The organism is Aeromonas finlandensis, from assembly GCF_000764645.1.
Lineage (GTDB): Bacteria > Pseudomonadota > Gammaproteobacteria > Enterobacterales > Aeromonadaceae > Aeromonas > Aeromonas finlandensis.
Window position 1 is genome coordinate 19,570 of record NZ_JRGK01000273.1, and the last position, 25,611, is coordinate 45,180.

The window sequence follows — 25,611 nt, forward strand, 5'->3', positions numbered from 1 at the left end:
GGCCTCATGGCCTAATGCCAGTCAGTTAAGCATTTTTATGACTAAATATTCATGGTGTTGAATATCAAAAACGGCTCCACGGTTAAAGAGTCAATTTGGCTCCACCCCTTGCCCTGACTGGCATTGTCTCGTTGTGTAAACCCACCAGATTGTTCACAGATTGAAGACGACTGATGGGGGGCTGGTAGCCCAGACTGGCATGAGGACGATGCCAGTTGTACTCATGCAGCCACGGTTGTAAGTGTTCTGCTCGTTGCACTGACGAGTCATAACTCCGTGCATAGGCCCATTCACGTAACGCTCTCTGAATGAAGCGCTCTGCTTTGCCATTCGTTTGGGGTGTGTAAGGTTTGGTGCGCAGGTACTTGAGTCCCAAGCGACGACACAGCTTCTGGAAGCGTTTCGACCGATAACAGGCGCCATTGTCAGTGAGTAGCCGACGGAAACGAATGCCGAGCCCGGCGTAGTAGCGAAGTGCCTGTAACAGCGCCAGGCAGGCACTGCGCCCCGTTTCATCAGGATACAGGGCGCTGAATGCCACACGGGAGTGGTCATCAACCGCCACATGCGCATACTCCCATCCCGCCCCCGGAGAGTCTTGGCGGCGGTCACCAGTCACCCAATGACCAGGACGATGGAAGCGCCCCAACTTTTTGATGTTCAAATGCAGCAAGTCACCCGGTTTCTCATGTTCATAGCGTTGTACTGGAGGGGCAGGTTCCAGATTAGCCAGCCGATTCAGCCCCATTCGTTGCAGGATACGAGCGACTGAACTGTGCCCTATGCCCAGAGATTGGCTGATGTGCCGATAGGTCTGTCGCTGTTTGCGCAGTTCGATAATCCTCTGTTGGCGCAGGTCATCAATGGCATGGGAGCAGGGTGCAGGTTGAGAAGAGCGATTGTACAAGCCATCAGGGCCCTCCTGGCGATAGCGAGTGAAGCGGTGCGGGTACTGACGCCGGCAGCGTGAGCGGCCTCTTCAACGCGCAGGCCCTGCTCAAGAATACGCTGGATAAGAAGCTGTCGACCAAAGACGGTTAATCGGGCATTTTTATGGTTGTTCACTGGGGCACCTCGGATGATTGGTTTGGTTGGCGCCTCCAATTCTCCGGGCATGCCCCGAGTGAACAACCTACAGAGAGATCACATCTAGTCCTGAAAGTAGGTTTACACATTTTCGGCTAGCTTTTCTCGACTCAAAACCCCCGATGCAGCGCATCGGGGGTTCTGTATTTCAACCCATGATGCGGTCGCTCCACGTTGTAAATATCCACCGCCTCACGCACCATCTCCCGCGCTTGCGCCAGGTCCTGCGGGCTTTGCAATAGCAACTCTCCTTTCAAAATTCCGTTCACCCGTTCTGCCAACGCATTCTGGTAACAGTCATACCCATCCGTCATCGAGCATTTCACCCCGTGCCGTTCATGTAATGACTGATACAACCCCGAGCAATACTGCACGCCGCGGCCTGAGTGATGGATGAGTTCACCGCCGCCACGCCGTTGCTTCAGTGCTTTCTTGAACGCCATCGCCACCGACTCGGCATGCATCCCCTCGTGCACGTGATGGCCCACTATCTTGCGTGAATAGGCATCCGTCACCAGGCTCAGGTACAGCGGCCCGCTCCTAGCTGGCAGGTAGGTGATGTCGGCGACCCACACTTGCTCCGGGGCCACCGGCGTGACCTGCTCCGGCCCTGCCTTGAGCAAGTTGGGATGAAGCCCCCTGGCTCCAATCCTGCCGACCATGTTTACGCAACCATACCAGAACGGTCGAATTGCCTTGAATGCCATATCGGGCTTGTGCCTGCTGGCAGGTGAGCTCGCCTTTTTCAATCTGCTCGACCAGCGCCAGTTTAAAAGTCAGCGAGTAATTGCGCTGTGTCCGTTTCACACCTTGTCCCATCGGGCTCTCCATTTATGTGGGGGAAAGGTGTAAACCATATTCAGGACGGGACACTCCCAAATAAGAAAGGGGAGAACATCTTTGGATGTTCTCCCCTTTTCTGTATCGATAGGCGGCGTCGCCAATCAGCCCATCAGCAGGGCCCGCAGGCTCTCCACATCCAGCCCGCGCACCTCGGACTGGCCGCTCAGCAACCCATCGGCCAGCGCCCGCTTCTCATCGTGCAGGGCGACGATCTTCTCCTCCACCGTCTGCTCGCACACCAGCCGGTACACGGTCACCGGCTGGGTCTGTCCCATCCGGTGGGCCCGATCACTCGCCTGATCTTCCACCGCCGGGTTCCACCAGGGATCGAGGTGCAGCACGGTATCGGCCTGGGTCAGGTTGAGGCCGGTGCCCCCCGCCTTGAGGCTGATGAGAAACAGCGGCACCGCTTCATGACGAAAACGCAGGATGGAGTCCTGACGGGACTTGGCGGAGCAGGCGCCATCCAGATAGCAGTAATCCCAGGATTTCTGCTCGATGCGGGCCCGCAGCAGGCTCAGCAGATCGACGAACTGGCTGAACACCAGCACCCGATGACCGCCGTCGATCGCCTCTTCCAGCAGCGCCATCGCCTCGTCCAGCTTGCTGCTGGTTTGTGACCACTCGGGCATCACCAGCTCCGGCGAGCAGCAGAGACGGCGCAGCCGGGTCAGGCCGCTCAACACATGCATCAGGGCGCGGCCATCGGCGCTTTGCACCTGCTGCACCACCTCACGCCGGGTCGCCTCGTAGAGCTGGCGCTCTTCGGGGGAGAGGCTGATGTGGTGGATGATCTCGGTCTTGTCCGGCAGCTCGGTCAGCACCTGCTGCTTGAGACGACGCAGGATGAAGGGGCTGATCACTGCCCGCAGCAGCGCCATGTGCTGGGGATCCTTGACTGCCTTGCCAAAGCGACGCTTGAACTCGCCCAGGCTGCCCAGCAACCCCGGGTTGATAAAGGTAAAGAGGCTCCACAGCTCCCCCAGATGGTTCTCGATGGGGGTGCCGGAGAGGGCGAGGCGAAAATCCCCTTCCAGCTGGAACAACAGCTTGGCGCGCTGGGTACCGGCGTTTTTGATCTGCTGCGCCTCATCGAGCACCATGCTGGACCAGCGGCGTGACTTGAGCGCCTCCGCCAGGCTGCCGAGCATGCCGTAGTTGATGAGGATCACCTGACCGGCCTTGGCCTCGCGAATGATCCCCTCCCGCTCGGCAGGGTTCTCGAACACCACCACATCCAGCTCGGGGGCGAAACGGGCCACCTCCTCCTGCCAGTTGGTGACCACTGACTTGGGTACCACGACCAGTGCCGGGCCAAGGTGCTGGCGCATCCGCAATACGATCAGCGCCTGCAGTGTCTTGCCCAGACCCATGTCATCGGCCAGACAGGCGCCAAAACCGTGATGGGCCAGGGTCGCCAGCCAGCGCACGCCATCTTTCTGATAGTCCCGCAGTCCGGTGAGCAGCTCGTCAGGGCACTCGACCTCCTGCTGCCACTCCTGCTGCAGGGATTGCCACGCAGCATCCCCTTCGGTGGTAATGACCGAGAGCAGGCGAGTGAGCGGATAGGCCAGCTTGTTGTTGATGCGCTGCTCTTCATCGAGCATGGCCCCCAGCATGGTGAGCCGTTCCACCAGCTTGTCGCTCAGCATCAGGCTGGTCTTCTCGTCGAGCTGAACGGTGCGCTGCCCCGGGGTCATCTGGCGCAGAATAAGGCGCAGATCGAGGATCTGGTGCTCATCGAGGGCCAGCGCCCCTTCGACCTGGAACCAGTCCTGCCGCCGCTCGATGCGCAGGCTCAGGGCCGCTTCATCGAGGCTCTTGAGGCGGGCGCTGTCCTGATGCCAGTGGATGACCACGCCGGCATCCACCAGCTCGGGCAGGGCATTGACCAGCGCCAGCGCCTGCTCCCCCTGCAGCAGCCACTCGCTGCCGGGCAGGCCGATGGGCAATTGATTGCGCAGCAGCTGGGCCTGCACCTTCTCGGCCGCGAGATCCCGTTGCCAGTAGTGATACGCCTTGATCCCCTGCCGCACGATGGGCTCCCCCTTGCCAAGAGGTTGGGGTGGCAACTCGTCAAAGCGGGTGACCAGCTTGACCGACAGCTGACCATCCTGCCAATCCAGTTGCACCGAAGGAATGCCCGGCCAGGGAGCCAGTTCGGCGTTGCCGCTAAGCCCCTCGACCTGACTGTGCCAGGGCAGCTCGGGAATGGCGTCCAGCGTGCGTTGCAGCTCGGCCAACCCCTCGGCGGGCAGCAGCGGGATGGATTCGAGTGCAGGCAAGCGGTCGAGCAGCGGCTGCGGGGTAAGGATGAGCTGCCACAGATCCTGCGCCAGCGGCATGATATGGGCCCCGCGGGCGGCCGCATCGGGGCAGAGCTGCGCGCTCATCCCTTGCTCGGTGGCGACCACCTGCAGCAGGGGGGCGCTGATGGCCAGTTGCAGCTTTTGCCCCTTGGCGTTGAACAAGCGGGGGTGATCGGCCAGCGGTGCCCAGACATCCCGCGGCAGCCGTCCCATCACCCGTGGCAGGGTGCGGACCAGCGCCCAGTCGTGTTCATCGAGCATGGCGGCATACTGGGTGGAGAGCAGGGCCGGATCGACCCGACGACCGGCGGTCCACTCCCCCTTGGTGCTCAGCTTCTGGATCTTGCACTCCAGCTCGGGGCCGTCGGCATGGAGCAGCCACACCAGCCGCTCCTGCGGCTTGCGTACGCCACTGGAGCGTCCCAGCCCCTGCAACCAGTTGAGCCAGCTGGCAGAGGCCGCGGTTTTGTCCTCGTCCCCGTCATCATCCTGCTCGTCACTGCCCTCTGGCGCACTCTCCTCACTGCCGCGCAGCTGGCAAAGGGGGGCCCCTTTGGCCGCCTCGCCCAACAAGATGCGCAGCAGATCCTGACAAAACGCCATCAGGCGATGATGGGGCTCGGCATCGAGCAGATGGGAGAGATCCCACTTGTGCAGCATGGCCACCTGCGGGCTCTGGGCACCGTGACGGGCCAGCGCGCAGAGATCGAGCCAGAGATAGCCCCAGTGGAGCTCCTCCACCGGCAGTTGCAGGGTATCGAACAGGCCGACCGCCTGACCGTGGCGATCGCCCGCCCACTGGCTGAGCAGGTCGGCAAGCAGGGGGAACTGGCCAGTCAGGCTGCGCTGCCACTTCTTGCGCTGTTCGCTGGCAATGACGGGATCAGCCTGCTGCAACCAGCCAAGCCAGAGCAGGGCGCTGAATGAACGGGGCCACTGGCCCGCCTCGCCCTCATCGGCTGCCTGCCACTGACCCAGTGCGGTGAGCAGTCGCTCGCCGAGCGGGCCGCGCTGGCTCTGCTGTGCCAGCGCCTGCAGGGCTGGCCAGCCGGGGGCGGCGTCGTTGCCCTCGCCGGTTGGCGATGTGCTCTCGCCATCCCCGCAGAGCCAGCGCCACTCTGCCTCGAAATTCCTGGCCCGGGCCTGCACCTCGGGGGCGCAGCGCACCAGCGCATTGGCCAGTGGCCAATGCTCTTCATAAGGGGCATCGAGCAGCAGTTGCAGTGAGAAGTGCTCCAGCAGCAGTTGCTGCCAGGCGGGGCTGGAGCCCGCCAGCAATTGGTGAGCATCCGGGGTATCGAGCAGGGTCAGCAGATCGCTGGCCGAGAAATAGGTCGGCACCTCCCCCGCCTTGCCGCGACAGAGCTCGCGCACCACCGCATGGGTGAGCTCCTGCCCGGTCAATGAGGGCACCCGGCTCCAGTCCGGCGCCGGGCAGAGACCGGCACGCACCCCCAGGATCAGCGCCAGCGTCCCCTCGGCGGTCAGGCTCCACTGCTGCTCCCCCCGCAATCTGACCAGCCCCGCATCCTGCAGTCGGGTCAGTTTATCGATCAGGGCATGGCCCATCGCCAGTTGTTCTTGCAACAAACGGGTACTGGCGACGCGCTGCAATTGCAGGGTGGCGAGCAGGGCATAACTATCCGAAGAGAGGGTGGACGCAGACATCAAGACTCACGGGCAAGTGCAAAAGCGGAATTTTAACGGTAAAGCGCCAGCGGCTCGACCCTTTACCGTGAAATAACTCAAAAAAAAACGGCCATCCATGATGACCGTCGAAAGTAACGAAGGAAATAGCCGGATCATCCGGTTACCTCCCACAGCGGGAAAATCGGGAGCGCTAGCCCCTAATTCGTGGAGCCAATGCTAGAGGTTGGCGCCCGAAAAAGCTTTGAAGCGGATCACAGTTGAAAAGGATTTCTGAAAACGGTTTCAATTTTCCGGCCGCAAAAGTGGCCGAAAGCACGCCAATTGGAGGCGTTTCCAAATCCACATTACCCCATCGACCTCATCAACGATGAACCGGTTCAGATACGTTGAGACATCCCCCACCACCGATGTCATATCGCTACGACCCGTCACGTCCTGACAACACCACTCCGGCAGCACAATCTGAATCGAAGCGGTCCTCTGTCACCACTCGCTCACCATTGACCCACAATCCCTGTAACCCGCTGGCATATCGTTCCGGTGATTCAATCGTCGCATGGTCACGAAAATCGTGACCAAAGAGTGCCAGATCCGCGGCATATCCGGGGCGTATCAGCCCCCGCCCCTTAATACCGAATGTCTCTGCGCTCAGCCCGGTCATCTTGCGGATCGCCTGAGGCAACGTTAACACACGCTCCTTTTGCACAAATTGATGGATAATCCGGGCAAAACTTCCGCATACGCGAGGATGAAGCCGTCCCCCTAACAGGGTATCACTGCCCACCATCCCCTGCGGATGTGCGAGTATGGCGCCGACCAGGCCCTCATCCATGTAAAAGTCGATAAACCGCACCTGACCTTGCTGAGAAATCAGCAAATCCACCATGAAATCCACCGGGTGCTGGTGTTCCAGCTCGGCACATTGCGCCAGACTCAACCCCAGATACCGCTCGGCAAACTCATCTGCTACTGCAGTGATCAGGATATTTTCCCACCCCACCAACGCTGGCAAATTATCCCAGGCACTTTGGGGGCCAGGGCGGATATGTTCTTGATACCAGAGACGAAGTTCACCACGTGTTGAGGGCTGATTGAGTTTTGCGAACAAGCTTTGCCGCGTTTCGCCAGCCAGCAGTTCAGGAGGCAGCAAGGACATCAGGGTAGTACTGCCGTAATGATAGGGATAACTGTCAAAGCTCAGCTGATGGCGCTCAATACGCCTTAACAACTCGGCAAGATGGGTCGCATTGCGCTGACCAATGAGTTTGAGATGGGAGATGTGTAATCGGCACTGGCACGCCTCACATAGCTCGATGAGCTCCTGCAGTGCCGGCAAGATGTCATCGCTCTCACTACGAAGGTGCACAACCAGAGGCCGACCGTATGCACTGGCGCGTACCGCCAATACCTTCAGCTCATCCATTCGACTAAACAGCGCCGGATAATAGATAAGCCCGAGACTGATTGCCAGCGCACCGGCATCCAGTGATTCATCGACCAGGGCAGCCAATTGTTTGAGCTGCATGGCATTCATCGGTTGCTGGCTCTCCTGACAAAGCTGATAACGCAGCACCCCATGGGGAAGCAGCGGCCCCAGATTTAATGTCAGCCCCTTTTCCCGCAGCCTGTTGCAATATTCAGCGTAACTCTGCCAGGGCCAAGCCTCCTGTTTACCACCGATGATGTAGTGGTTTTGCCATCCCTGTTGCAAATCCCTCGATAAAGGCGCAACCCCCAATCCGACAGTGGCCGTGGTCGATGCCGGATATCAGGCTTTTTGTGAGCATGGGTGCGATTACCTGATCGCTATCGGTGGTGGCAGCGCCATTGACGCAGCCAAGGGGATCAAGATCCTGACCACCAATCCGGGCCCCATTACCCGCTACAGCGGAGTCGGCAAGGTTGAGCATGAAGGCGCTTTTTTAGTGGCGATCAATACCACGGCGGGGACAGCGGCAGAGGTCACCAGCAATGCTGTCATTACCGATCCGGTTCGCCAGGTGAAAGAGGTGATCATCGATACCCGGATCATTGCCGATATCGCAGTGGATGATCCGGCCATCATGCTCAACATCCCACAATCGGTGACGGCGGCAACCGGCATGGATGCGCTGACCCACGCAATAGAGGCTTATGTTGCCAAAGGGGCTCATCCCCTGACTGACCACTCTGCGCTGGAAGCAATCCGCCTCATCAGCCGCTATCTGCCTCAGGCTGTCATGCATGGCAATGATATCGAGGGCCGCGAAATGATGGCGTTTGGCCAATATCTGGCGGGTATGGCATTTAACAGCGCCGGGCTGGGATTGGTCCATGCGCTGGCCCATCAACCCGGGGCAACCCACGATCTGCCCCATGGTGTTTGCAACGCGATATTGCTACCTGTGATTTGCGAGTTCAACCGGCCTGTTTGTGTTGCGCGTTTTGCCCGGATCGCTGAGGCCATGGGGGTTGATACCCGGCAGATGAGTGAAGAGGAGGCGAGCCTCGCCGCCATTGAGGCCATCAAGGCCCTCTCAGCCAAGGTCGGGATCCCTTCAGGATTTGGTCAGCTGGGGATCAAGGAGAGTGATATCGATGGCTGGATAAACAACGCATTGGCAGACCCCTGTGCCCCCGGTAATCCCAGAGAGGCGAATGCTGCGCATGTTGCTGGCTTTTACAAATGTGCGCTGGGCAAGGTGGCGCTACGGTAATCCCCCGAAAATCAGCGGTACCCGATGATGGATGACAGGACTGCGTTTACAACCGGTTGGCGACTACCCGAAAAAGAAGGAAGCAGCCATCCGGCTGCTTCCTTTAGGATCGTGTTTAGCTCTTGCTGACGGTTGATGTCATTTTGCCAAACCAGTGCTCAGAGAGTTTCTGCGCTTGTTTGACTTCCGGCTTGGTCATTGCTGCTTCCAGCTCGTCACGAGCCTGCACGGCTTCCGGCATCCCTTCTGTCGCAGCCAGTGACAGCCAGGCATAGGCATGTACCCTGTTTCGCGGTGCTCCCAGACCTTTCTCACGCAGTGTTCCCATCCGATATTGCGCCATACGATCACCTTGTTGGGCCGCCTGACGATACTGCTTGAGTGCCAGCGCGTAATCCTCTTTGCCCCCCTGACCGAGGCGCAGCATTTCACCGTAGGCATAGAGTGCTGCCGTATTCCCTTGTCGGGCGGCCTTGGCATAACTGGCTCTGGCCTGCTCCAGTTCACCTTGCTCCTGCTGTAGTGCTGCCAGATCGAACCATGCCTTGGTCACGCCACCATCAGCAGCCCGGGTTAACCAGTGGATCTGCTGCTCCCGGTCTACCTGCTGCAAACTCAACTGATATTCGGCCTCATGAGAGCCGTGTCCAGCGGCCAGCTCCAGCCAGTAACGACCCAACGCAGGGTCTGCTGATACCTGTTCCCCAGCCAGATAAGCGTTGCCAAGCCAGAGTTCGGCTTCAGCAGAACCCGCATTGGCAGCCCGTTGATACGCGGCGAACGCATTGCTTGGTGCGGCCTGTTTGGCTTGCTGTAGCAAAGCGTCCGGTTGCTGCTGGGCTGCTGCCTTGTCGTTCCAGCGCAGGGCAAGATCCGGCCGCTTGGCAACCCCGTTGCCCATTTCATAGCGCTGACCCAGCAGGTACTGGGAATCACGGTTGCCCAGATCTGCCGCTTTTTCTAACCATTTGACGGCATCAGCATCAGCTCCCGGTTGTTGGCTATACCACCGAGCCAGGATCAACTGTGACTCGGCATGATCCCGCTTGGCGGCTTGCTCGAACCAGTCGAGACATTCACTCACCAACTTGCCTTGATGCTGCTCCTGGCACATCACTCCCAGCCGATAGTTGGCATTGCTGTTGCCAAGGCGAGCCGAACGCTGCCACCACTGAGTGGCAAGTGCCGGATTCTTTGGCTCACCGAGCCCGGCCAGATACCAGTCACCCACTTGCCATGCGGCATTAGCGCGGATCGGCTGATCGGCGGCCAGGGGGCCCGACTGCTCGGCGGATTGCTGCATCCAGTGCATGGCGTTGGGGTAATCAGGCTGGCTCGCCAGCCGTTTGGCTAGCTCATACTGGGCGCGGCCATCCCCCTGCTTTGCGGCTTGGGATAGCTCTGCGTCAGTGCGTGGCGCAGTGGCAGAGCAGGCGGTTATCATGCTGGCGGTCAGCGCCAGCCATAGGACTCGATATGTCATAGAAATCAGGGTTCGCAGAGTGAAAAAAGGGAGAAGAAAGCAGGCGCTATTGCAAATTGCACCGTTATTGGTCAATCAAAGAGGCAGCGACATTGAATTGCGGCCTCTCTGCCTCGCTAGGGTCAATAACCGAACTCTTTGCGGCTGGCTGCTTCAATCACTTTATATTGCGGTAACGCTCGCGTGATATCACCAAGTACACGTTGATATTCCTCTGGCTTGCTAAATACGAGAGCATATTCCCCCCCGCTATATGGGATCTCCATGATTTCCATACCGCACAGCTTGCCAAAAACTGATATTTCACCTGAGCCCTTAAAAATACACCCATAATGGCGGACCCTTGGCTTCATATTGGTAATTTTAAAGGCCAGAAATGCACCCGCACCCGCTCCGGCCAGTGCCAGCGGGCCCACCAAGCCAACAGCGATGATGCTACCCACAATCAACAGGCCACCAATCCCACGCATAATGGTGTAAGCCACTTCCGGGATCTTGTCCTGCTGGGTGTAGTAGATCCCCTTGGCAGTCATTCGGTAGTGATAGAGCTGATTGGGGTCAGTTAAGTAGCGCGAAAAAATAACACCCCAGCCCCCCAGAATTAAAAGCACCCAAATTAACGGCCAAGGGTTCTGACTATCGCTATTAATAAAAACCATTAATGCAATTAGCCAACACGCACCTCCCATTAACAGTGACGATGACCATGCAGCTCGCGGGGCATGGTCAATATGCCACTCATATAAAACAGGCTCCTTTTGCAACTCAAGGTACTGCTCGCTGTAGTAGTGGTTGGCGCCATCAGCCTCTGCATTCTCTGCGTTCTGCTTGTGCTCTGTGGTGTCACTCATCTTATTTCAACTCTATCAAGGTGCCCTGGGTGGGCAGTTTATCATCGATTTCAGCGGTCAAAACCACCCCTTTGGCCAGGGTGCCACGGGCCATAAAGCGCAAGGGCTGGCCGCTTAAACTCTCTGCTGCCGGGTAACCTATCTGCAACTGCAGTTCATCCCCCTGATTGGCGGCGACCGCCAGTGTCACTTGTCCTGCCCCTTGGCTGGTCACCTTGATGGCGGCCTCTTGTGCAGGCCCCAGCACAGGAGTTAGCGCGGAGGCGGGGTAGCTCTGCTTGGCAAGCTGATAGCCAAGCCGCTTTATCGACAACTGCAAGGTGATGGTGCGCAGGTGCGGTGGCAGCGCAACGGTCAGCTTCCCCTCCTTGAGCTCCACCGTCGGCTGACAGGCAACCCGCTCATATTGGATCAGCTCTTCAGCCGCAGGCCACCCGGCTGGTTTGGTACCCCAAGTGGAGTGCAACAGCCAGCGCTCGACAGGCAGGCGGCTGTAGCGGGCCAGTATCACGGTGGCAACCAGATAGAGCAGACTGCCGATACCGATGGTGGCAACCATCCAGGGGGCCCAGATTGCACCAAGTGATGCACCACGGCCCAACAGCATAAGAGATCGCCCCATGGCAAACCCCTGCACCCCGACGCCCCCCAGCTTTAATCCATAACCAACCTTTTCCATATCGGCATTGGTATCATCCAGTAGCTTGATACCGGTCTCCCACGCCTCCAGCCCCGCCGCCAGCAGTCCCAGTCCGGTCATCCAGCCGGTGGTGAGGGCAAAGCGACGTACCAAGGCGGGGTTCTCCTTCATGGCAAGAGCCAAGCGTTTCTCAAGAAGATGTTCAGGCACCACCACCTGCCCCTGCTTGATGGCCACCATGGCGCTGCCGGTCCAGGCGGCGGTGTAAGCCAGGTTACGGCTCAGCTCCAGCTGGGCGGCGGGGTTGCCCTGCAGCTTGCTCGAGTTCTCGTCATACCCTTGCAGCGCCACCGTCAGGTTGGCGATGTTGAGCAGGGCCGCCAGCCCGCCAAAGTTGCCCCACTCTTGCCACACCTTGGCGGCCGCTTGTGCCCCTTTGGCCCCTTGCCGTTGCAAGTTGAGGTAGCTGGTCATCTTGCGCTCAAACTCCTCCTGCAGGCCACCTTCCTGCACAAACAGACGGGGCCATTCCAGCTGCGACCACTCGGCGCCTGCCGCCTTCATCCGGCCAAGGTGGCCCTCTGTGATATTGACACCGGGCGTTGCCAACTTGCCCAGCAGGTTGCCCTGCACCTGAGCCACAAAGGCTTTGCTCTCGGCCACAAATGCGGAGTTGATGCGCACCTGCTGGCCGGTGTGAATGGATTCGAGCACCACCAGGCTCAGAGTGCGGCCAAGTTTTTCACCGCTGAGCAGATGGGGATGCAGTAACTCGCTGAGCTGTTGCCATGGTTTGATGGCCACCCCGGCGATGGCCCCTTTGAGGGCTCTCATGGTCGCCTTGGCGCCCTCATGGAGCCCGCCAAGCAGCTTGCTATCGCTCAGAAGATGGTTGCTGGCTATCGCCTCCATCGCTGCCAACATATTAGCGACACCGGTGATATTGCCCACCCCAATCCAGCCGGGGTTGTTCTCGAGCTCTTTTTTAACCTCGATATCAAAGCCGTAGTGTGCCAGCGCGGGCAGCGCACCCTTTTTCAATGCCTTGGTCAACTGTTCACCCCGCTTGGTGTCGGGGGCAAAAAACAGGCTAAAGATCCACTGGCTGCTGCTGGCCAGCAGCAGGGTCTGGGTATCCTCCGTCTGGCTATCGAGCCCCAACAGCAAAGGGGAGGTCGGTAACGCCTGCAGTAGCTGCAGGGCATCGTCATAAGTAGCCAGCCAGCGCGGGCGCAAGGCATCCACCCCTTGCGCGTATTGCTGAATCATCCCTTCCAGCCCAGACCAGTTCACCTCGTCATCAAAGCGCACCCCGGGCCAGCTGGCCCACTTGTCGGGGTTGAGGCCCCACTGCTTGAGCGCGGCATGCTGCGCCATCAGGCTCTGCTCGGCGCCCAGATCGATGTAGTGATTACCACTACCTTGACGATCTTTGTAGTCATGCTTGGCAACCAGATATGACTGCAACTGCTTCTTGAGCTTGAAGGTCGCCAGACGGTCGCCCCTGACTGAGACCGGCAAACTGCTCTCATCAAGCTGTGGCAGAGCCAGCATCTCGGTAATACCGGCCATGTTCCAGCGGTGGCGGGTGTCGTCGTCATTAAAGGGATGTTCATAGCGGAGGAGGATGTCGCTCAGGCGCTCGGCCACATCGTGCATATCCGAGATGTGGTCATCGAGTGCCACCACCAGAGCGCTTTTCAAATCTGCTATGCCAGCCTTGCTAGCCTCCGGTGAGCCTGCGGGTTTGTCGTGCCACAGCTTGCCGGATTCAACACCTGCGGGAGCCTTGAGAGGGGCACAGCTGTTAATGAATCCCTCGTTGGGCAAGCCCATGTCGGCTACGTGAGTAGAGAGCAAATCCAATAATCCCGCATGCTCGCCCCCCATCTTGCGGGCCAACGAGAGCAGATTGAACGAGCGCATCCCTTTGCTGCGCAGGCTGCTCTCTTTGCGATACTCCTTTTTCAGCCGCTCGGTCCAGCGCTGATGGGAGAAGGCTATCGCCACTTTGTGGTTGGCCGGATAAAGCAGATGCCCCTTGCTACCCTTGCTGGCATGAATAAACTGACTACCCCTGACCTCGTACTCATCGAGCTCTTTCGCTGTTTCGTCAAAGAGATAGAGCCAGCCATCGCGCAATTGGCGCAGGGTGTAGGGATTGGCCTTGAGCGCCAAGGGGCCTTTGAAGTGTTTGGCGGGCAGAGGATGGGGTTGTTTTGCTGGCTCCTCAAATACTTCATCGAGGGCATAGCGCACCGGTACCAGGGCAATCTCTTTGTTTTTAAAGGGACAGGTGCCAACCGGGCTTTTGCAATCCTTGTTGCTGGTCGCTATGGCCACCTGATTGGGTCCACCCTTGGCTTGGTTTTGTTGGCCCATTTAGCTTAACTCCTGTGGTAATGCGTGCTGCTCAGCCCAGCTGGCTGCCAGTTCCACACGTTGTGACGGGGTTTGCGCCGAAGGTGTTGTCAGTAGTTTGGTCAGCGTCGGGTAGTCATCCCCCTGCCACCATCCCTCGCCGACAAATCCCAGCACATTGAAAAACAGCAGCAGGTCGCGCTCGGTCTGAAATCCCAGTTGATAAGCCTGTTGGGCCCAGCGGACAATCCACTCCTGCGGATCGAGCTGCTGCGCCAATCGGGCTGGAAACCACGCCTGCATGTGGCGATACGCCCCATCCAAATGGTTTTGCCAGCTCACTTCGCTCAAGCGAGCCCACTGTGGCTCGGTCAGCCTGCACCTGTCGCCCATCGGCTCGGCAAGCGTCTCTTTGACCTGCCAATGGTGCCAACCCGCACGAGTCGGCAACCAGACTTGTGCTATCCCCTGCCAAAACCAGGGGTCAGCACCCACCATCAGGCATACCATGGTTTCCGGGGCCGCCAGCTTGAGCAGAATGCGGCTGCCATAGGGGCTTTCGACCTCGATAAGCTGGCGCAACTGGTCAGCCAGCGGCAATAACGTCAAATGCGAGGCGAGCAACCATCCGGTATTGGCAGGCAGGCTCTTGAACCAACCGAGCAAGGGTTCGTTGGCCTCCACCAGACAGGGAGAGACCTCCCGCAGGCTATCCCAGGGGGCGTAGAGATAGAGCGGCTGGTAAGCCGGGCTATCGCAGACCTCGAACAGTTGTCTCTCAAGTTCGGAAAGCTGCCCGCCATCGAGCAATAGATAAAGACGCTCACCATGTACCAAGGTGAGCTCTGGCAACACCATTACTTGCCCTCCTTGGCCAGCTGTTCACATATCTCGCAGACCGGCTCGGCAGATTTCAAGGTCGCAATCTGGCGCACCGGATCGACTGGGGGAGGCGGTGCCACCACCTCCACATCATCAGGCTGAATCGGCATCTGCCCACCCCAACCAGAGCCGGAACCCGGACTGCCGCCAGAGTTCATCTTGATAGAGCCACCACTGAGGGTCACGCCACCGGCATCAATCTTCACAAAGCTGCCGCCGACTTTCAGGGTCAGTTCAGCCCCCGCCTCCATCACGATCTTCATGCCTGCCTTGTGATGAACCTCCTGACCTGCATCAACCAACAATGACTGCCCCAATTTCTGGTGCATGGAAGCATCCACCGTCAGCGAATAGTCAGCCTTGATGTGGTCGCGCTTCTCGCCCTCCACCGTCAGGTGGTCGTTGGCCTTGATGCGGGTCACCCGCTCGTTGTCGATGTCCCGATGCTCGTCGTGCTTGATGTGCCAGGCCGCATCGTTTTCGATAAGCAGGTTCAGGTCTTTCTGACCGTGGATGTAAATCTCTTCCTGCCCCGCCTGGTCTTCAAAACGCAGCTCGTTGAAGCCCTCGCCCTGATGGGTTTCTGTGCGCAGCACGGTACGAGTCTTGTTGGCGGGTAGCTCGTAAGGTGGCCGGTTGGTGGCATGATAGGTGCGCCCCGTCACGATAGGCTGGTCGGGGTCACCTTCCAGAAACGAGACGATGACCTCGTGGCCGATGCGCGGGATGGCCATCATGCCGTATTGACCGCCGGCCCAGCCTTGGCTCACCCGCACCCAGCAGGAGCTCTGGTCGTTGCTCGAGCCATAGCGGTCCCACGGGAACTGCAATTTGACCCGGCCATGTTCGTCGCAGTAAATCTCCTCCCCTTCCGGGCCGACCACGATGGCGATTTGCGGGCCATCTACCATCGGCTTGTGGGGCGCCTCGGGGCTACCGATGCGGGCGCGCCAGGTGGTGCTCGCCTTCACTACGCCAAATTCGTTGTGGTAGACGGTCGGGCCGCTGCCGCCCTCTTCCTCCAGCGCCTGGGGTTGTTCGCCGGTGTGGCGGATATGGACGATTTGCCAGTCAGTGTTGAGGCTGCCGTTGGGGTGTTCGGTCAATGAAAAGTGCTGACCCGGCAGCAACGCGGCGCTGTTGGACTTGCCACTGCCCGCCACCGCGTCGTTACGCAGGGCATCGAGCCGGTGCTGGGCGAATGCCTTGCCGCTGCCGTCCTGCTTGTAACGCCCCGGATAGTCAAAGTGCTGGTAGGTGTCGCGCTGGTGCTCCAGCTCTGCCCCCATGTTCTTCTGGGAGAGGCTATAAGCCGGGGTCTTGAAGCTGTAGTCCTTGAGTTCAACATCCGAGGGGCGCACCGCTTCGCGGTAGTGGAACTGGCGCACATAGGGGCCTTGTTCCAGCGAGCGGTTGCCGAGGTTGAAGAATAGCTCGGGGCCGGCAGTCAGGGCCGCCGCGTCGTCGGCAAAGACGATGCAGTGTTTGCCTGCTTCAAACTCGTGGAAGTAGAACAAGCCCTCTTCGGCGGCAAGGCGGTTCACAAAATCGAGGTCAGTCTCGCGGTACTGCACGCAGTATTCGCGCTGGGCGTGCTCGTTCTTCAGCGCAAAGGCGTAGTCGGTGATGCCGTGCTCTTGCAGCAGGATACTGAGGATTTCATCGGGCTTCTGGGCTTGGAAGATGCGGGAGTTCTGGCGCAGGCCCAATCGCCACAGCGCAGGTTTGACTTCCAAGCTGTAACGGGTACGGCGAAAGCCGCTATCCCCTTGAGCGAACTCGCTCACAACGCCACATACCCGGCGCTGCAGCTCGCCGTTATACCACACCAGCAGCTCACAGGGCTGGTCCAGCACGGCGCCAAAGTCGATGTTCGGTTGCGGACTGGCCACTTCCAGTTTGAGGCTAAACGGGCGGTTCAGCCCCTCATCGAGCTTGAAGCTGGCAACCGCAAAGGTGTTGTCAGCCAGTGCGCCAACCTTGACGGTGAATTGTAATCCTGTGCTTTGCGCCATGACTCTGTTCCTTATCCTGCCTGTCCGCTACCGGAACCAATCACCACGCCACCACAATCCACTGCCGTGCCGGTGACGGCGATGGGTTTGCCATTCACCAGCACAGAGCCAACGCCGCTGGCAATGGCCCGTGGGTGCGTCGGGTTGTTGGGCTTGTCGTGAGGTGCCAGCGGATCACCTTGCCGAGCCACAGGCTTGCCATCAAGGAACACGTCGGGACTGGCAGCTATCACCGGGGTCGGTGGGAAGCCATCGTGGTCGGTGCCGATGTCACCGAGCAGTGCGATAGCGGGGCACATAGTCATTCTCCATATGAGCGGGGAGATGCACAAACATCATCCCTCTGCCCCTGTGACAGCCAGTGGAACACACCGGGCACAGGGGGTTGTGATAAACAGCGAATAAACAGAACAGGCCACAGCACAGGCTATGCCATTCAGCGAATACGAAATAAACAAAATAAAATCAGACAGTTATAGCCTTTCGATAAATAACAGAATTATCCGTTCGCAAGGGATTGCGCAAACTGGGCAATCCCCCTGCCAAAAATTGCATCTGCGGTGAAACGCGCTGGATTATGCGCAACTGGTTGCGCCGTGCAGAGCAATCAACTGCCAGATAGCCCCTGTTGCAGCTGGTAGAGCCGAATATTGAGTGCTTTCAAGTCACTCTCTATCCCTTTCAGCTCGGCGGCCGTAATAGGCTCCTGCGTCGCTTTTCGCGCCTCCAGTTCGCTCAGGCGCAAACTGAATGGGATCTCCTGCATCAGGTTCTTCTGCACCTCGTAGAGCTGGGACTTGAGGTAGGAAATCGTGACCGTCTTGCGCTGACGCTCCAGCTCCAGCAGCTGATCGATCAGGGCATCCACCCCGGCGCGCGCCTCCAGATAGGTCGGCACCCGGTTGAGATCCCCCTGCTGGCCAGCCAGCGCGGTCTGCCACTGCTTATCAAGCGCCTTGACCGCCAGCGAGTCGGGATAGAGCATCTGCAGTGAATTGCGCAGCCCCTCACCATAGCGGTACCAGTAGAGCGGCGAGGTCTGCTCCAGCCGTCCCAGCTGCGCCTGATAACGCGATACCAGCTCGCTCTCCATCCCTTGCAGGGTCTGCTCCCCCAGCACGATGCGCGCCTGGCGAATGTCGTCATAACTCAGGGCCTGCGGCAACGCTGCGGCGGGTTGCTGCAACCGCTGCGCCGCGATGACCTTCTCCTGCTGCTGATGTTGCCAGCCAAACCACCCCATCATGGGCAAGGCACAAGTGAGCAGACCACAGCCAAACCAGAACCAGGCGGGGCGCTGTTTGCTGTGCTGCTCAATCTTGATCACGGTCGGTTTCATCTGCCCCTTCTCGCGCCCCACCAGAATACTGCCCTGAGGCAGGTGCGGGGTTGCCCCGGCAGAGGGGCCGTGGTCGCTCTCCATGTCGGATTTGAAGAAGACCATCGGCGGGATCTGCAGCTCATCCTTGAGGCCCGGCTCATCGGAGACGATGACGATCTCGGTCTCGTCAAACAGGTGGGTGTACCCCTCGATGAAGTGCACCAGATTCTCGACCCGGGGGATGCGGCTCAAACCGGCGTTGTGCAGCTTCTCGCTGATGAGTTGCAATGCCCGTTCACAGCGGTAGATCAACCGCTTGTCCTCGTGGCTGATCTGGTACTGGCGAATGACATCGCTGATGCGGGCGATAAACCAGTCGAGCATCTCGATGCGGGCCCGCTCCTGATGCACCGGCGGCCAGAAACTCTCCCACTGAGTGACGATCAGGTTGGCGAGAAACTCGCACCCTTCGGTAAAGCCGCTCAGCCCCTGAATGCGGGAGCGCGCCAGCGTGAAGTAGATGGCGGTTTGCAGATCCACCCCATGCTTTTCAAAGATTTGACTGGCGAGCTGATGGATCCTGACCCAATCCACCTCGGGGCGGGAGGCGTGGCTGAGCTTGTTGAGCTCGGCGCGCAGCGCCTCGTACTCCGGCAACATTCTGGGGTCTCGCCCCACTTTCAATGCCTGCTGGCCTTGTTGATTCTGTGACATATCGAATTCCAAAATGCGGGGGGCATGGCGCCCCCCAACATGATCAATAGAGGGATTCAGGCAAGCTGAACTGGCTGAACAGGCCGCCGGTGAAGGGGTTCTGGGCGCTGTCGGTATAGACCCGATAGGTCATGGCACCCTGATCCACCGGGAAGCGCACATCAAAGGTGGCCTCGTTGACCTGAGTCAGCTCCCCCTTGTCCATCAGGCGGAACATGGCCCAGGGACCAACAAAGCCTTCGCTGCGCGGTGAGCGTTCGCGGGCTGCCGGCACCAGGGTGATCTTGCTTTCGGCCCCGTCACGCATGGTGTTTGGCCACACCAGCGGGATCTTGTTGCGACGACCGTGGGCATACTCCAGCAACTGGCCATCCAGGTTGAGCACACTGCGCCGCTTGTTGGCGGTGAGCTCGATGGGCTCGAGGGCAAATTGCACCTCCAGATTGCCTTGCTGGCTGAAGAAGATCTGGCGGATCCGCGCGGCGCGATCCAGCTGTTTGATAAGCTCAGCCTGAATGGGTGAGCTCAGTTCTCCCGCCATCAAGCCCCCCTCTACCATGGGTTTGAGGTTGACCTGATAGAAGCTGTCCAGCGTACCACCGGGGGCAAAGAAGCGCTCCATCTCGGAGAGAGGCACATCCTTGGCAGAACCCGGATTAAACGGATAGCGATCCGCCAGCTGGCTGTTGAACGGTGCCAGCACCTTCGCTTGCCACTCCTGATTGAGGGATGACATCGCCAGATCAATCACCAGTTGCGAGCTCTGATCTGCCAGTTGACCCACCCAGCGATTGAGCGGCTCGGGCAGACCACGGGCATACTGCTGCAATGCAAAGACCGGATCGGCGTACTTGTTGGTCAGACGCAACTGCACCGCCTTGAGGGCTGATTGCCCCGGCTCGGTAGCATTGACGATCAGCTCCATATAGTGCTGCAGCTCAATCAACTTCTGGTTCACTTCCGAAATGAGCGGCCCCTGCTCGCCACGGCCGGTCAATACGCCATTGGTAGCCATAAAGGGACGCCCGATCCGTGCGGAGATCGCCTGCGCCGGATCCCCTTCTGCATCGGAGATCTTGCGAATGCGGGTGTTGTCATCCAGCGAGGCAAGCACCCGCTGGAACGGCTGGTCGTTGCCGGTGATGGCGGAGAGCACATCGAGCGCCTGCTCGGGGCTGGCAAGGGTCTGCACATCGAGATTGGTCAACATTTTTTGCCACTGGTTGACGTAATCGGTGACATAGCGATCGTTGACCTGACGGGTGATCTCCTTGCGATCCGCCTCGCTCAACTGGCTCAGCTTGAGCTGGCCCAGCACCCAGGCATCCATGGCGGTGAGATCGATCAGCGCCTTGTCCTGCTTGAGGAAGAAGTCACTGAACCCGGGCCAGGTCAGCAAACGCGGCACCTGACCGGCGCTCTCGTTGCGCAGGGCAAACACGGTATCAAAGGTGGGGCCCACCTCATCGCGGACATTGAGATCCGGCGGCAACACATCGCCCGCCTTCACCACCAGATTCTGATAGACCCGCTGATACATGGGCAATTTGCCCAGTTCACGCTGGGCGCCATACACCGGCTCCTTGAACGGCACAAATGCCGTGATGGCGGCCTGATCCCGGGCGGCGCGAGCGGCATGCCAGTCGGTATGATCGAGGGCATAGTCAAGATGCCCCATCAGCTGCTCCTGTACCGCCCCCTGTCCCGGGAACGCTTTCTGCCAGCGGCTGGCCATGTACTGCTCCACCAGCGCCTTGTTGCGACCGGAGGCATCATCGAGCATCCGCATCACCCGCAGGATGGAGAGCTTCTCCTCGCTGCCAGCCGGTGCCCGGTTGAGATCCTCCAGCAGCCCCTGCATCTGGGCAGGCAGGAAACGCAGCCCCAGCAGTTGCAGATAGGAGCCTTCCACATAGGGGCCAATCTCATCCCCCTGATAGAGGCCAAGGTCAGCCACCAGCGGCATCCGTTCGCGGTAGTTACCAAATGACAAGGTCGCTTCGCGAATAAGGTTGAGACGTGGCAACTGGCTGATACCGAAGGCATGTTCATCAGCGACCTCATTAGTCTCGGTGAACGCTTGTGCCTTGGTCAGTACATTGCGCCCCGCCTCCTCGTTGACCCGGTAGAAGTAGTGCCAGCCACCGATCAGGGCTGCCGAGAAGAGCGACAGGCAGCCGAGTCCAATGGCCATCCGGCGACGACGATAGAGGGTATGCCGCCGGTTTTCCCCGGCCAGATGGGCCTCGGGGAAGATGATCGAAGAGAACAACTTGCGCACGAAATAGGTGTTGGACTCCCCGCGCAGGGCGGAGTGAATAGGCTCGGGCAAGCTGTAACGCCGGGAGGCGGCCTGAGCAAAGGCATCGAACGGGACCCCTTGCTGATAGACGGAGCTGATATAGACACCGCGCACCAGCAGTGGCTTGCTCTCTTCAATGGTCAGGGTTTCATCGAGCAGGCTGGTCACATAATCCTTGAGACCCGCCAATTGACGGACAAACGAGAAGAGGGCGCTGCGCTGGGCGGCATCGAGCCGGGCCAGCATCATCTCGGGCAGATTGCGGTTGAGATTGTCGACCCACTGATCCCAGAACAGCGCCAGATCCTGCTGCCAGGATTTGCCCTGACTGCTGCCGGGGTTGAAGGTCACCCCCAGCACGGCGTCACGGGCCTCTTTGTCCAGCTGCTCATAGACCACATCAAAGCCGCGCAGCATGTCGAGTTTGGTGAAGGTGACATAGAGTGGCAGCCGGGTATTCATGGTGGCCGACACCTCTTGCAACCGGGCACGCATCAGCTGGGCATACGCCTTGCGCTCGGCCACGCTGGCCGCGGACAGCCACGCCAAATCAACAGTCAGTACCAGACCATTGAGGGGCTGACGACGACGGTGCTCGTTGAGCCAGTTCAGCAGATGCAGCCACAGGCGCTCATGTTTGCGAGCTTGCGGATCCAGCTCGGGCTCGGCTTGTGACAACAGCGCACCGGCCGGATCCAGCATCACCGCTTGCTCCCCCAACCAGCAGTCGACCAGCTGGCCTTGTGCCACGTCCCGCAGTTCGGTATCGAGTCTGGGGTTGAGTTTGTTGGCCGGGTTGGCACGGTGGATCAGGCTGCTCTTGCCGCTGCCGGGCAGACCCAGCACCAGATACCAGGGCATGGCGTAGAGCGCCCCCTTGCCAAGGTGTTCACTCAGGGCTTGCAACCAGCGATTGAGGAACAGCGCCTGTTTGTCGATAAGCCCTTTGACCGGATCCTGTTCCAGCAGCACCTCATGCTGGCGCTCGGCCTTGAGCTGCTTCATCTTGCGCCAGACCCGCCAGGAGAGTACTCCCAGCAGCAACCAGAGCCAGAGCAGGGTAAACACCACCCGCCCCCACAAGGACTCGAATGGTTTGGCGTCACGGATCTCGATGCGAGGCCCCAGCCACCACACCAGGATCAGGGCGACAACCCACAGCGCCACACCGAGCAGGGGCCAGGAGGGTTTCAGTTTCGGCAGCTGTTGCCGCAGAAAGGTAAAGATGGTTTTGAACATAAAATGTGATCCAACTCCGACTCAATGACTCATTTCGGCACTTATTTCGGCAAATGGGTGGCATAGGGGGCCAGGCGGCTGACCAGCCCGGGCTCCCACTGCGACAACCCAAGGCGATCTGCCTCTTGCCACAAGTGTTGATATTGCTGGCGCGCAAGCGCCTCCATGCCTTCCTGCTCCAACAACTCCGCCTGCACCAACTGGGCATGGAAGCGGGCTCTTGGTTCTTTCATCTGTGCCATCCGCTCATCAAGCAGGGCGAGCGCGGCGGCAACCCCCAGCTCCCCATGACGCAAGGCGACCTCCTCGGCCAGCTCGCCCTGTCCACTGCCGCCCCCACTGCTCTTGGCAGGCTGCAACCAGCGGCTGCACTCGGGGGAGAGAAACGGGGAACCATCGCTGAAGGTGAGATCCCGCAGCGCGGGCAGGCGCTGCAAAAACGCATCCAGCTCCGCCATGATGGCCTGCGCCACCGCACCATATCCCAGCTTCTGGGCCACCTCGGCCGAGAGCCTGTGCCCCTCGAACCAATAAGGGGCCAGCGTCAGGCTCTGCTCAATGCGCTGCCAGAGCGCCAGATCTGGCGTGCCCATGGCGGCGTGATACTCATCCACCATGTCTGCCGACATGGAGGCCAGTTGGGTTTTGTTCCCCTGCGCCGTCATGGGCGGGGTGGTGATGCCAGCCCAGATGGCGTGACGACGCAGCCGATAACCGATCGCCGCCTCCGGCTGGCGCTCAATCAGCAGCTCCGCCACCTTGAGCTGGGTCTGTCGCCATGCCCGATCGTTGGAGCTGTCGATCTCGACCCCGGAGCCCTTGCTGCTGCCACTGAGCACCATGGTGCCCGCCATGCCGCTCGCACTGGCTGTGGCTGCAACAACGCTGCTTGCAGGTTGACCTCCGGCATCTGCCTGAGCCTGGGCAACCTGCTGTCGCTGGGCCCGCTTCAACCCCATCATCAGGGGATCCAGCAGTTCCCCCTTGTCAGGGCACTGGGCCAGCCAGACGGCCTCCAGTTGCTCAGCCTGCGCCAGCAACTGAGCCAATTCCGCCGCCGAGGCGCTCTCACTCACCCTGGGCAGTGCCCCCTCGAAGCGCTTGATGATCTGCACCATCAATCGCTGCTTCTGGGTCCCATTCCCCGGCCAGGCCAACAGCCAGTAAGCCTTGATCCAGGCCTCCAGCAAACTCAGCGCCGCCCCCATCGGGGTCGCCTTGGCCGGATGTTGCAGGCAGCGCAGCAGTTGGGCCAGCACCCGCATATCCTTGGTGCGGCTCTCCAGCAACCCCAGACAGGCTTCGGCCACTGCATTGAGATCGACCTGGCTGTGGGCAAGGGAGCCCAGTTTGACCAGCTCGGTCTCCACATAGTCCCAGCGCGGCTCATCGGCCAGCACGGCACCTTTGATCTGTGCATCCGGCAAGCTAGTAAGCAGACGGCTACACCAGGGGTGTTGATAGCTCATCTTCCCCCCTACCAGCGACACTGTTGGCGCACCGGTATCAGTGCCTCTTTCAGGCCGCTGAGATCGACCCGCAGCAAGGCGCCGTTGGCGGCCTGAACCTGCAACTCACGATGACCAATCCAGCGTTTTAGCTCCTCGATGGCGGGCAGACCGCGGCCATATTCGAGCAGCAATCCCTGATCGCGGATAAACCAGCTCTGGCTGCTGCCAGCAGCCTGACCATCCAGCGCAACCTCAACCGTCTCCCCGCGCCACGGCGCATCCAGCCGCAAGCGGATATGAGTGATGCTGTTGACACAACCGATCGCCAAGGTGGCACCGCGCAGGGCCGGGCGGGTCAGTACCGCCGTGCCGCTCTCCTCATCCTGTCGCAACAGGAAGGGGGGGCTATCCGGCAGACGGGCCTGCTCCTGCTCCGCTATCGCCAGCCAGGCCGGAGATTTGGTGCTCTCCTTGCTGCCTGATGGCGTCGCCTCATTGCCAAGGGCGTCATAGCAGGCGAGCCGGATCAGCGGGGATGGCTCACGACGACACGCTTGCCAGGCCTCCATATCGAGGGGAGGCACCGCATTGCCGGTCGCCAGCAGCAGGGGCAACAAACCGATGATGCTCATCAGTTCACCTCCAGTTTCTGGCACTTGTGATCCAGGGTGCGCTTGGGAATATTGAGGCTCTCGGCCACCAGCATGCGATTGCCCTGAAAGTAACGCAGGCGCGCTTCAATCACTGACGCTTCGTACTGCTGCATGGCCCGGCGCAGATCGCGGATATGGTTGTAATCATCCAGCGCATCGGGCAGCTCGGCACAGACCCGATCCCGCAGCTCCGGCGGCAAGGCACCAAGCCCCACCTCTTCACCGTGACGGGTGTGGGCACAGGCCACCTCCAGCAGATTGCGCAGCTCGCGCACGTTGCCGGGGAAGTCGTAACTTTGCAGCTGCTTGAGGAACTTGCGCTGCAAGCCAGCCAGCCCCTTGTCATCCTGCGCGGCAAACTGGGCCATGAAGTGCTGGCAGAGCAACGGCACATCCTCGATATGTTCGCGCAAGGGGGCGATCAGCAGCAGGCACTGGCAGAGACGGTGGTAGAGGTCGGCACGGAATTGCCCCTCCTCCACATGCCGGGTCAGCGGCTGATGGGTGGCGGCGATAAGGCGAAAATCGGAGTGATACTCCTGCTCTGCCCCAAGGGGCCGGTAGCTGCGGGTTTCCAGCACCCGTAGCAGCTTGGCCTGCATGGCGGCGGGCATATCGCCCACTTCATCGAGAAACAGGGTGCCACCATTGGCCTGCGCCACCAGCCCGGTCTTGTTGGAGAGGGCGCCGGAGAAGGCTCCCTTCTGATAACCGAACAGCTCGCTCTCGATGAGATTCTCGGGGATGGCGGCACAGTTGATGGCGACGAACGGCTTGGCGGCGCGCTCGGAGCACTGATGCACCAAGCGGGCGACCACCTCCTTGCCACTGCCGGTCTCCCCCTGAATGAGCACGGTCAGCTTGTGCTGTCCCGCCTGTGCGATCTGCTCACGCAGGCCGCGGATCACCGCCGACTGGCCAACCAGCTGCTCCCCCAGCAACTTCTCGTGCTGGCGCTGGCGTTCCCCCTCGCCCTTTATCTGACGCAGGGAGTCGCGCAGCACGTTCTGATCCCGGCGGCTACGCCCCAGATCGCGGATCAGGGTGAGCTGGTTGCAAAAGACTTGCGCCAGACTGGCCAGCTCGGGGCGAGCCGCCCACTCCTGCAGCACATC

Annotated in this window: 14 protein-coding genes and 3 pseudogenes; 2 read left to right on the forward strand and 15 right to left on the reverse strand. The window is 59.9% G+C overall.

The window, feature by feature from the left end:
* Positions 1-82: 82 nt before the first annotated feature.
* The 4 genes and pseudogenes from LD28_RS22565 to LD28_RS0115700 all read right to left on the reverse strand — a co-directional run bounded on the left by LD28_RS22565 (position 83) and on the right by LD28_RS0115700 (position 7,599).
* Positions 83-1,065, reverse strand: a pseudogene (locus tag LD28_RS22565) (IS481 family transposase).
* 131 nt (positions 1,066-1,196) lie between these two features.
* Positions 1,197-1,905 (reverse strand): annotated as a pseudogene (locus LD28_RS0115690) (IS3 family transposase).
* Positions 1,906-2,030: 125 nt separating this feature from the next.
* Entirely contained in the window at positions 2,031-5,906 is a 3,876-nt protein-coding gene (locus LD28_RS0115695) for a DEAD/DEAH box helicase (RefSeq protein ID WP_033137880.1), read from the reverse strand.
* Positions 5,907-6,306: 400 nt separating this feature from the next.
* On the reverse strand, positions 6,307-7,599 hold the full coding sequence (locus LD28_RS0115700; protein ID WP_050514347.1) for an N-acyl-D-amino-acid deacylase family protein: 1,293 nt from the start codon (positions 7,597-7,599) through the stop codon (positions 6,307-6,309).
* A gap of 25 nt (positions 7,600-7,624) precedes the next feature.
* Between LD28_RS0115700 and LD28_RS24060 the strand changes: the two are divergent.
* A pseudogene (locus LD28_RS24060) lies at positions 7,625-7,933 on the forward strand (iron-containing alcohol dehydrogenase); the annotation flags it as partial.
* Positions 7,928-8,584, forward strand: coding sequence for a dehydroquinate synthase/iron-containing alcohol dehydrogenase family protein (locus tag LD28_RS0115705; RefSeq protein ID WP_479322171.1), 657 nt, complete (start codon positions 7,928-7,930; stop codon positions 8,582-8,584). The pseudogene LD28_RS24060 and the gene LD28_RS0115705, both read left to right, overlap by 6 nt.
* Before the next feature lie 115 nt (positions 8,585-8,699).
* On the opposite strand, the gene LD28_RS0115710 is transcribed toward LD28_RS0115705, so the two are convergent.
* The 11 genes from LD28_RS0115710 to LD28_RS0115760 form a co-directional block, all read right to left on the reverse strand.
* Complete coding sequence (locus tag LD28_RS0115710; protein WP_033137881.1) at positions 8,700-10,067, reverse strand: tetratricopeptide repeat protein; 1,368 nt, start codon at positions 10,065-10,067, stop codon at positions 8,700-8,702.
* A 122-nt stretch (positions 10,068-10,189) separates the two neighbouring features.
* Positions 10,190-10,918 carry a hypothetical protein gene (locus tag LD28_RS21990; RefSeq protein ID WP_050514348.1) on the reverse strand — a complete coding sequence of 243 codons (729 nt, stop codon included), beginning with the start codon at positions 10,916-10,918 and terminating at the stop codon, positions 10,190-10,192.
* A gap of 1 nt (position 10,919) precedes the next feature.
* Complete coding sequence (locus LD28_RS0115720; RefSeq protein WP_033137882.1) at positions 10,920-13,940, reverse strand: toxin VasX; 3,021 nt, start codon at positions 13,938-13,940, stop codon at positions 10,920-10,922.
* A complete protein-coding gene (locus tag LD28_RS0115725) occupies positions 13,941-14,777 on the reverse strand; it encodes a DUF4123 domain-containing protein (protein ID WP_033137883.1) in 837 nt (278 codons plus the stop codon).
* Positions 14,777-16,816 carry a type VI secretion system Vgr family protein gene (locus tag LD28_RS0115730; protein WP_033137884.1) on the reverse strand — a complete coding sequence of 680 codons (2,040 nt, stop codon included), beginning with the start codon at positions 16,814-16,816 and terminating at the stop codon, positions 14,777-14,779. Before LD28_RS0115730 ends, LD28_RS0115725 begins: the two co-directional genes overlap by 1 nt.
* A gap of 11 nt (positions 16,817-16,827) precedes the next feature.
* Positions 16,828-17,115 carry a type VI secretion system PAAR protein gene (locus LD28_RS0115735; RefSeq protein ID WP_033137885.1) on the reverse strand — a complete coding sequence of 96 codons (288 nt, stop codon included), beginning with the start codon at positions 17,113-17,115 and terminating at the stop codon, positions 16,828-16,830.
* Between the two features lie 308 nt (positions 17,116-17,423).
* Positions 17,424-18,851, reverse strand: coding sequence for a VasL domain-containing protein (locus LD28_RS0115740; RefSeq protein ID WP_033137886.1), 1,428 nt, complete (start codon positions 18,849-18,851; stop codon positions 17,424-17,426).
* Positions 18,852-18,894: 43 nt separating this feature from the next.
* Entirely contained in the window at positions 18,895-22,392 is a 3,498-nt protein-coding gene (gene tssM, locus LD28_RS0115745; protein ID WP_033137887.1) for a type VI secretion system membrane subunit TssM, read from the reverse strand.
* Between the two features lie 41 nt (positions 22,393-22,433).
* The gene (gene tssA / locus LD28_RS0115750) at positions 22,434-23,861 is read right to left on the reverse strand and encodes a type VI secretion system protein TssA (protein ID WP_033137895.1); all 1,428 of its coding nucleotides are present in this window, start codon (positions 23,859-23,861) and stop codon (positions 22,434-22,436) included.
* A gap of 8 nt (positions 23,862-23,869) precedes the next feature.
* Entirely contained in the window at positions 23,870-24,475 is a 606-nt protein-coding gene (gene vasI, locus LD28_RS0115755) for a type VI secretion system-associated protein VasI (protein ID WP_033137888.1), read from the reverse strand.
* Positions 24,475-25,611: sigma-54 interaction domain-containing protein (locus tag LD28_RS0115760; RefSeq protein WP_033137889.1), on the reverse strand; the 1,137-nt coding region annotated here is incomplete at its 5' end. The genes vasI and LD28_RS0115760, both read right to left, overlap by 1 nt.

Coding starts and splice junctions, on each gene's coding strand:
- tssM (WP_033137887.1), bottom strand. CDS start 22,392: ATGTTCAAAACCATCTTTACCTTTCTGCGGCAACAGCTGCCGAAACTG.
- vasI (WP_033137888.1), bottom strand. CDS start 24,475: ATGAGCATCATCGGTTTGTTGCCCCTGCTGCTGGCGACCGGCAATGCG.
- LD28_RS21990 (WP_050514348.1), bottom strand. CDS start 10,918: ATGAGTGACACCACAGAGCACAAGCAGAACGCAGAGAATGCAGAGGCT.
- LD28_RS0115710 (WP_033137881.1), bottom strand. CDS start 10,067: ATGACATATCGAGTCCTATGGCTGGCGCTGACCGCCAGCATGATAACC.
- LD28_RS0115730 (WP_033137884.1), bottom strand. CDS start 16,816: ATGGCGCAAAGCACAGGATTACAATTCACCGTCAAGGTTGGCGCACTG.
- LD28_RS0115740 (WP_033137886.1), bottom strand. CDS start 18,851: ATGTCACAGAATCAACAAGGCCAGCAGGCATTGAAAGTGGGGCGAGAC.
- tssA (WP_033137895.1), bottom strand. CDS start 23,861: ATGAGCTATCAACACCCCTGGTGTAGCCGTCTGCTTACTAGCTTGCCG.
- LD28_RS0115720 (WP_033137882.1), bottom strand. CDS start 13,940: ATGGGCCAACAAAACCAAGCCAAGGGTGGACCCAATCAGGTGGCCATA.
- LD28_RS0115695 (WP_033137880.1), bottom strand. CDS start 5,906: ATGTCTGCGTCCACCCTCTCTTCGGATAGTTATGCCCTGCTCGCCACC.
- LD28_RS0115735 (WP_033137885.1), bottom strand. CDS start 17,115: ATGTGCCCCGCTATCGCACTGCTCGGTGACATCGGCACCGACCACGAT.
- LD28_RS0115725 (WP_033137883.1), bottom strand. CDS start 14,777: ATGGTGTTGCCAGAGCTCACCTTGGTACATGGTGAGCGTCTTTATCTA.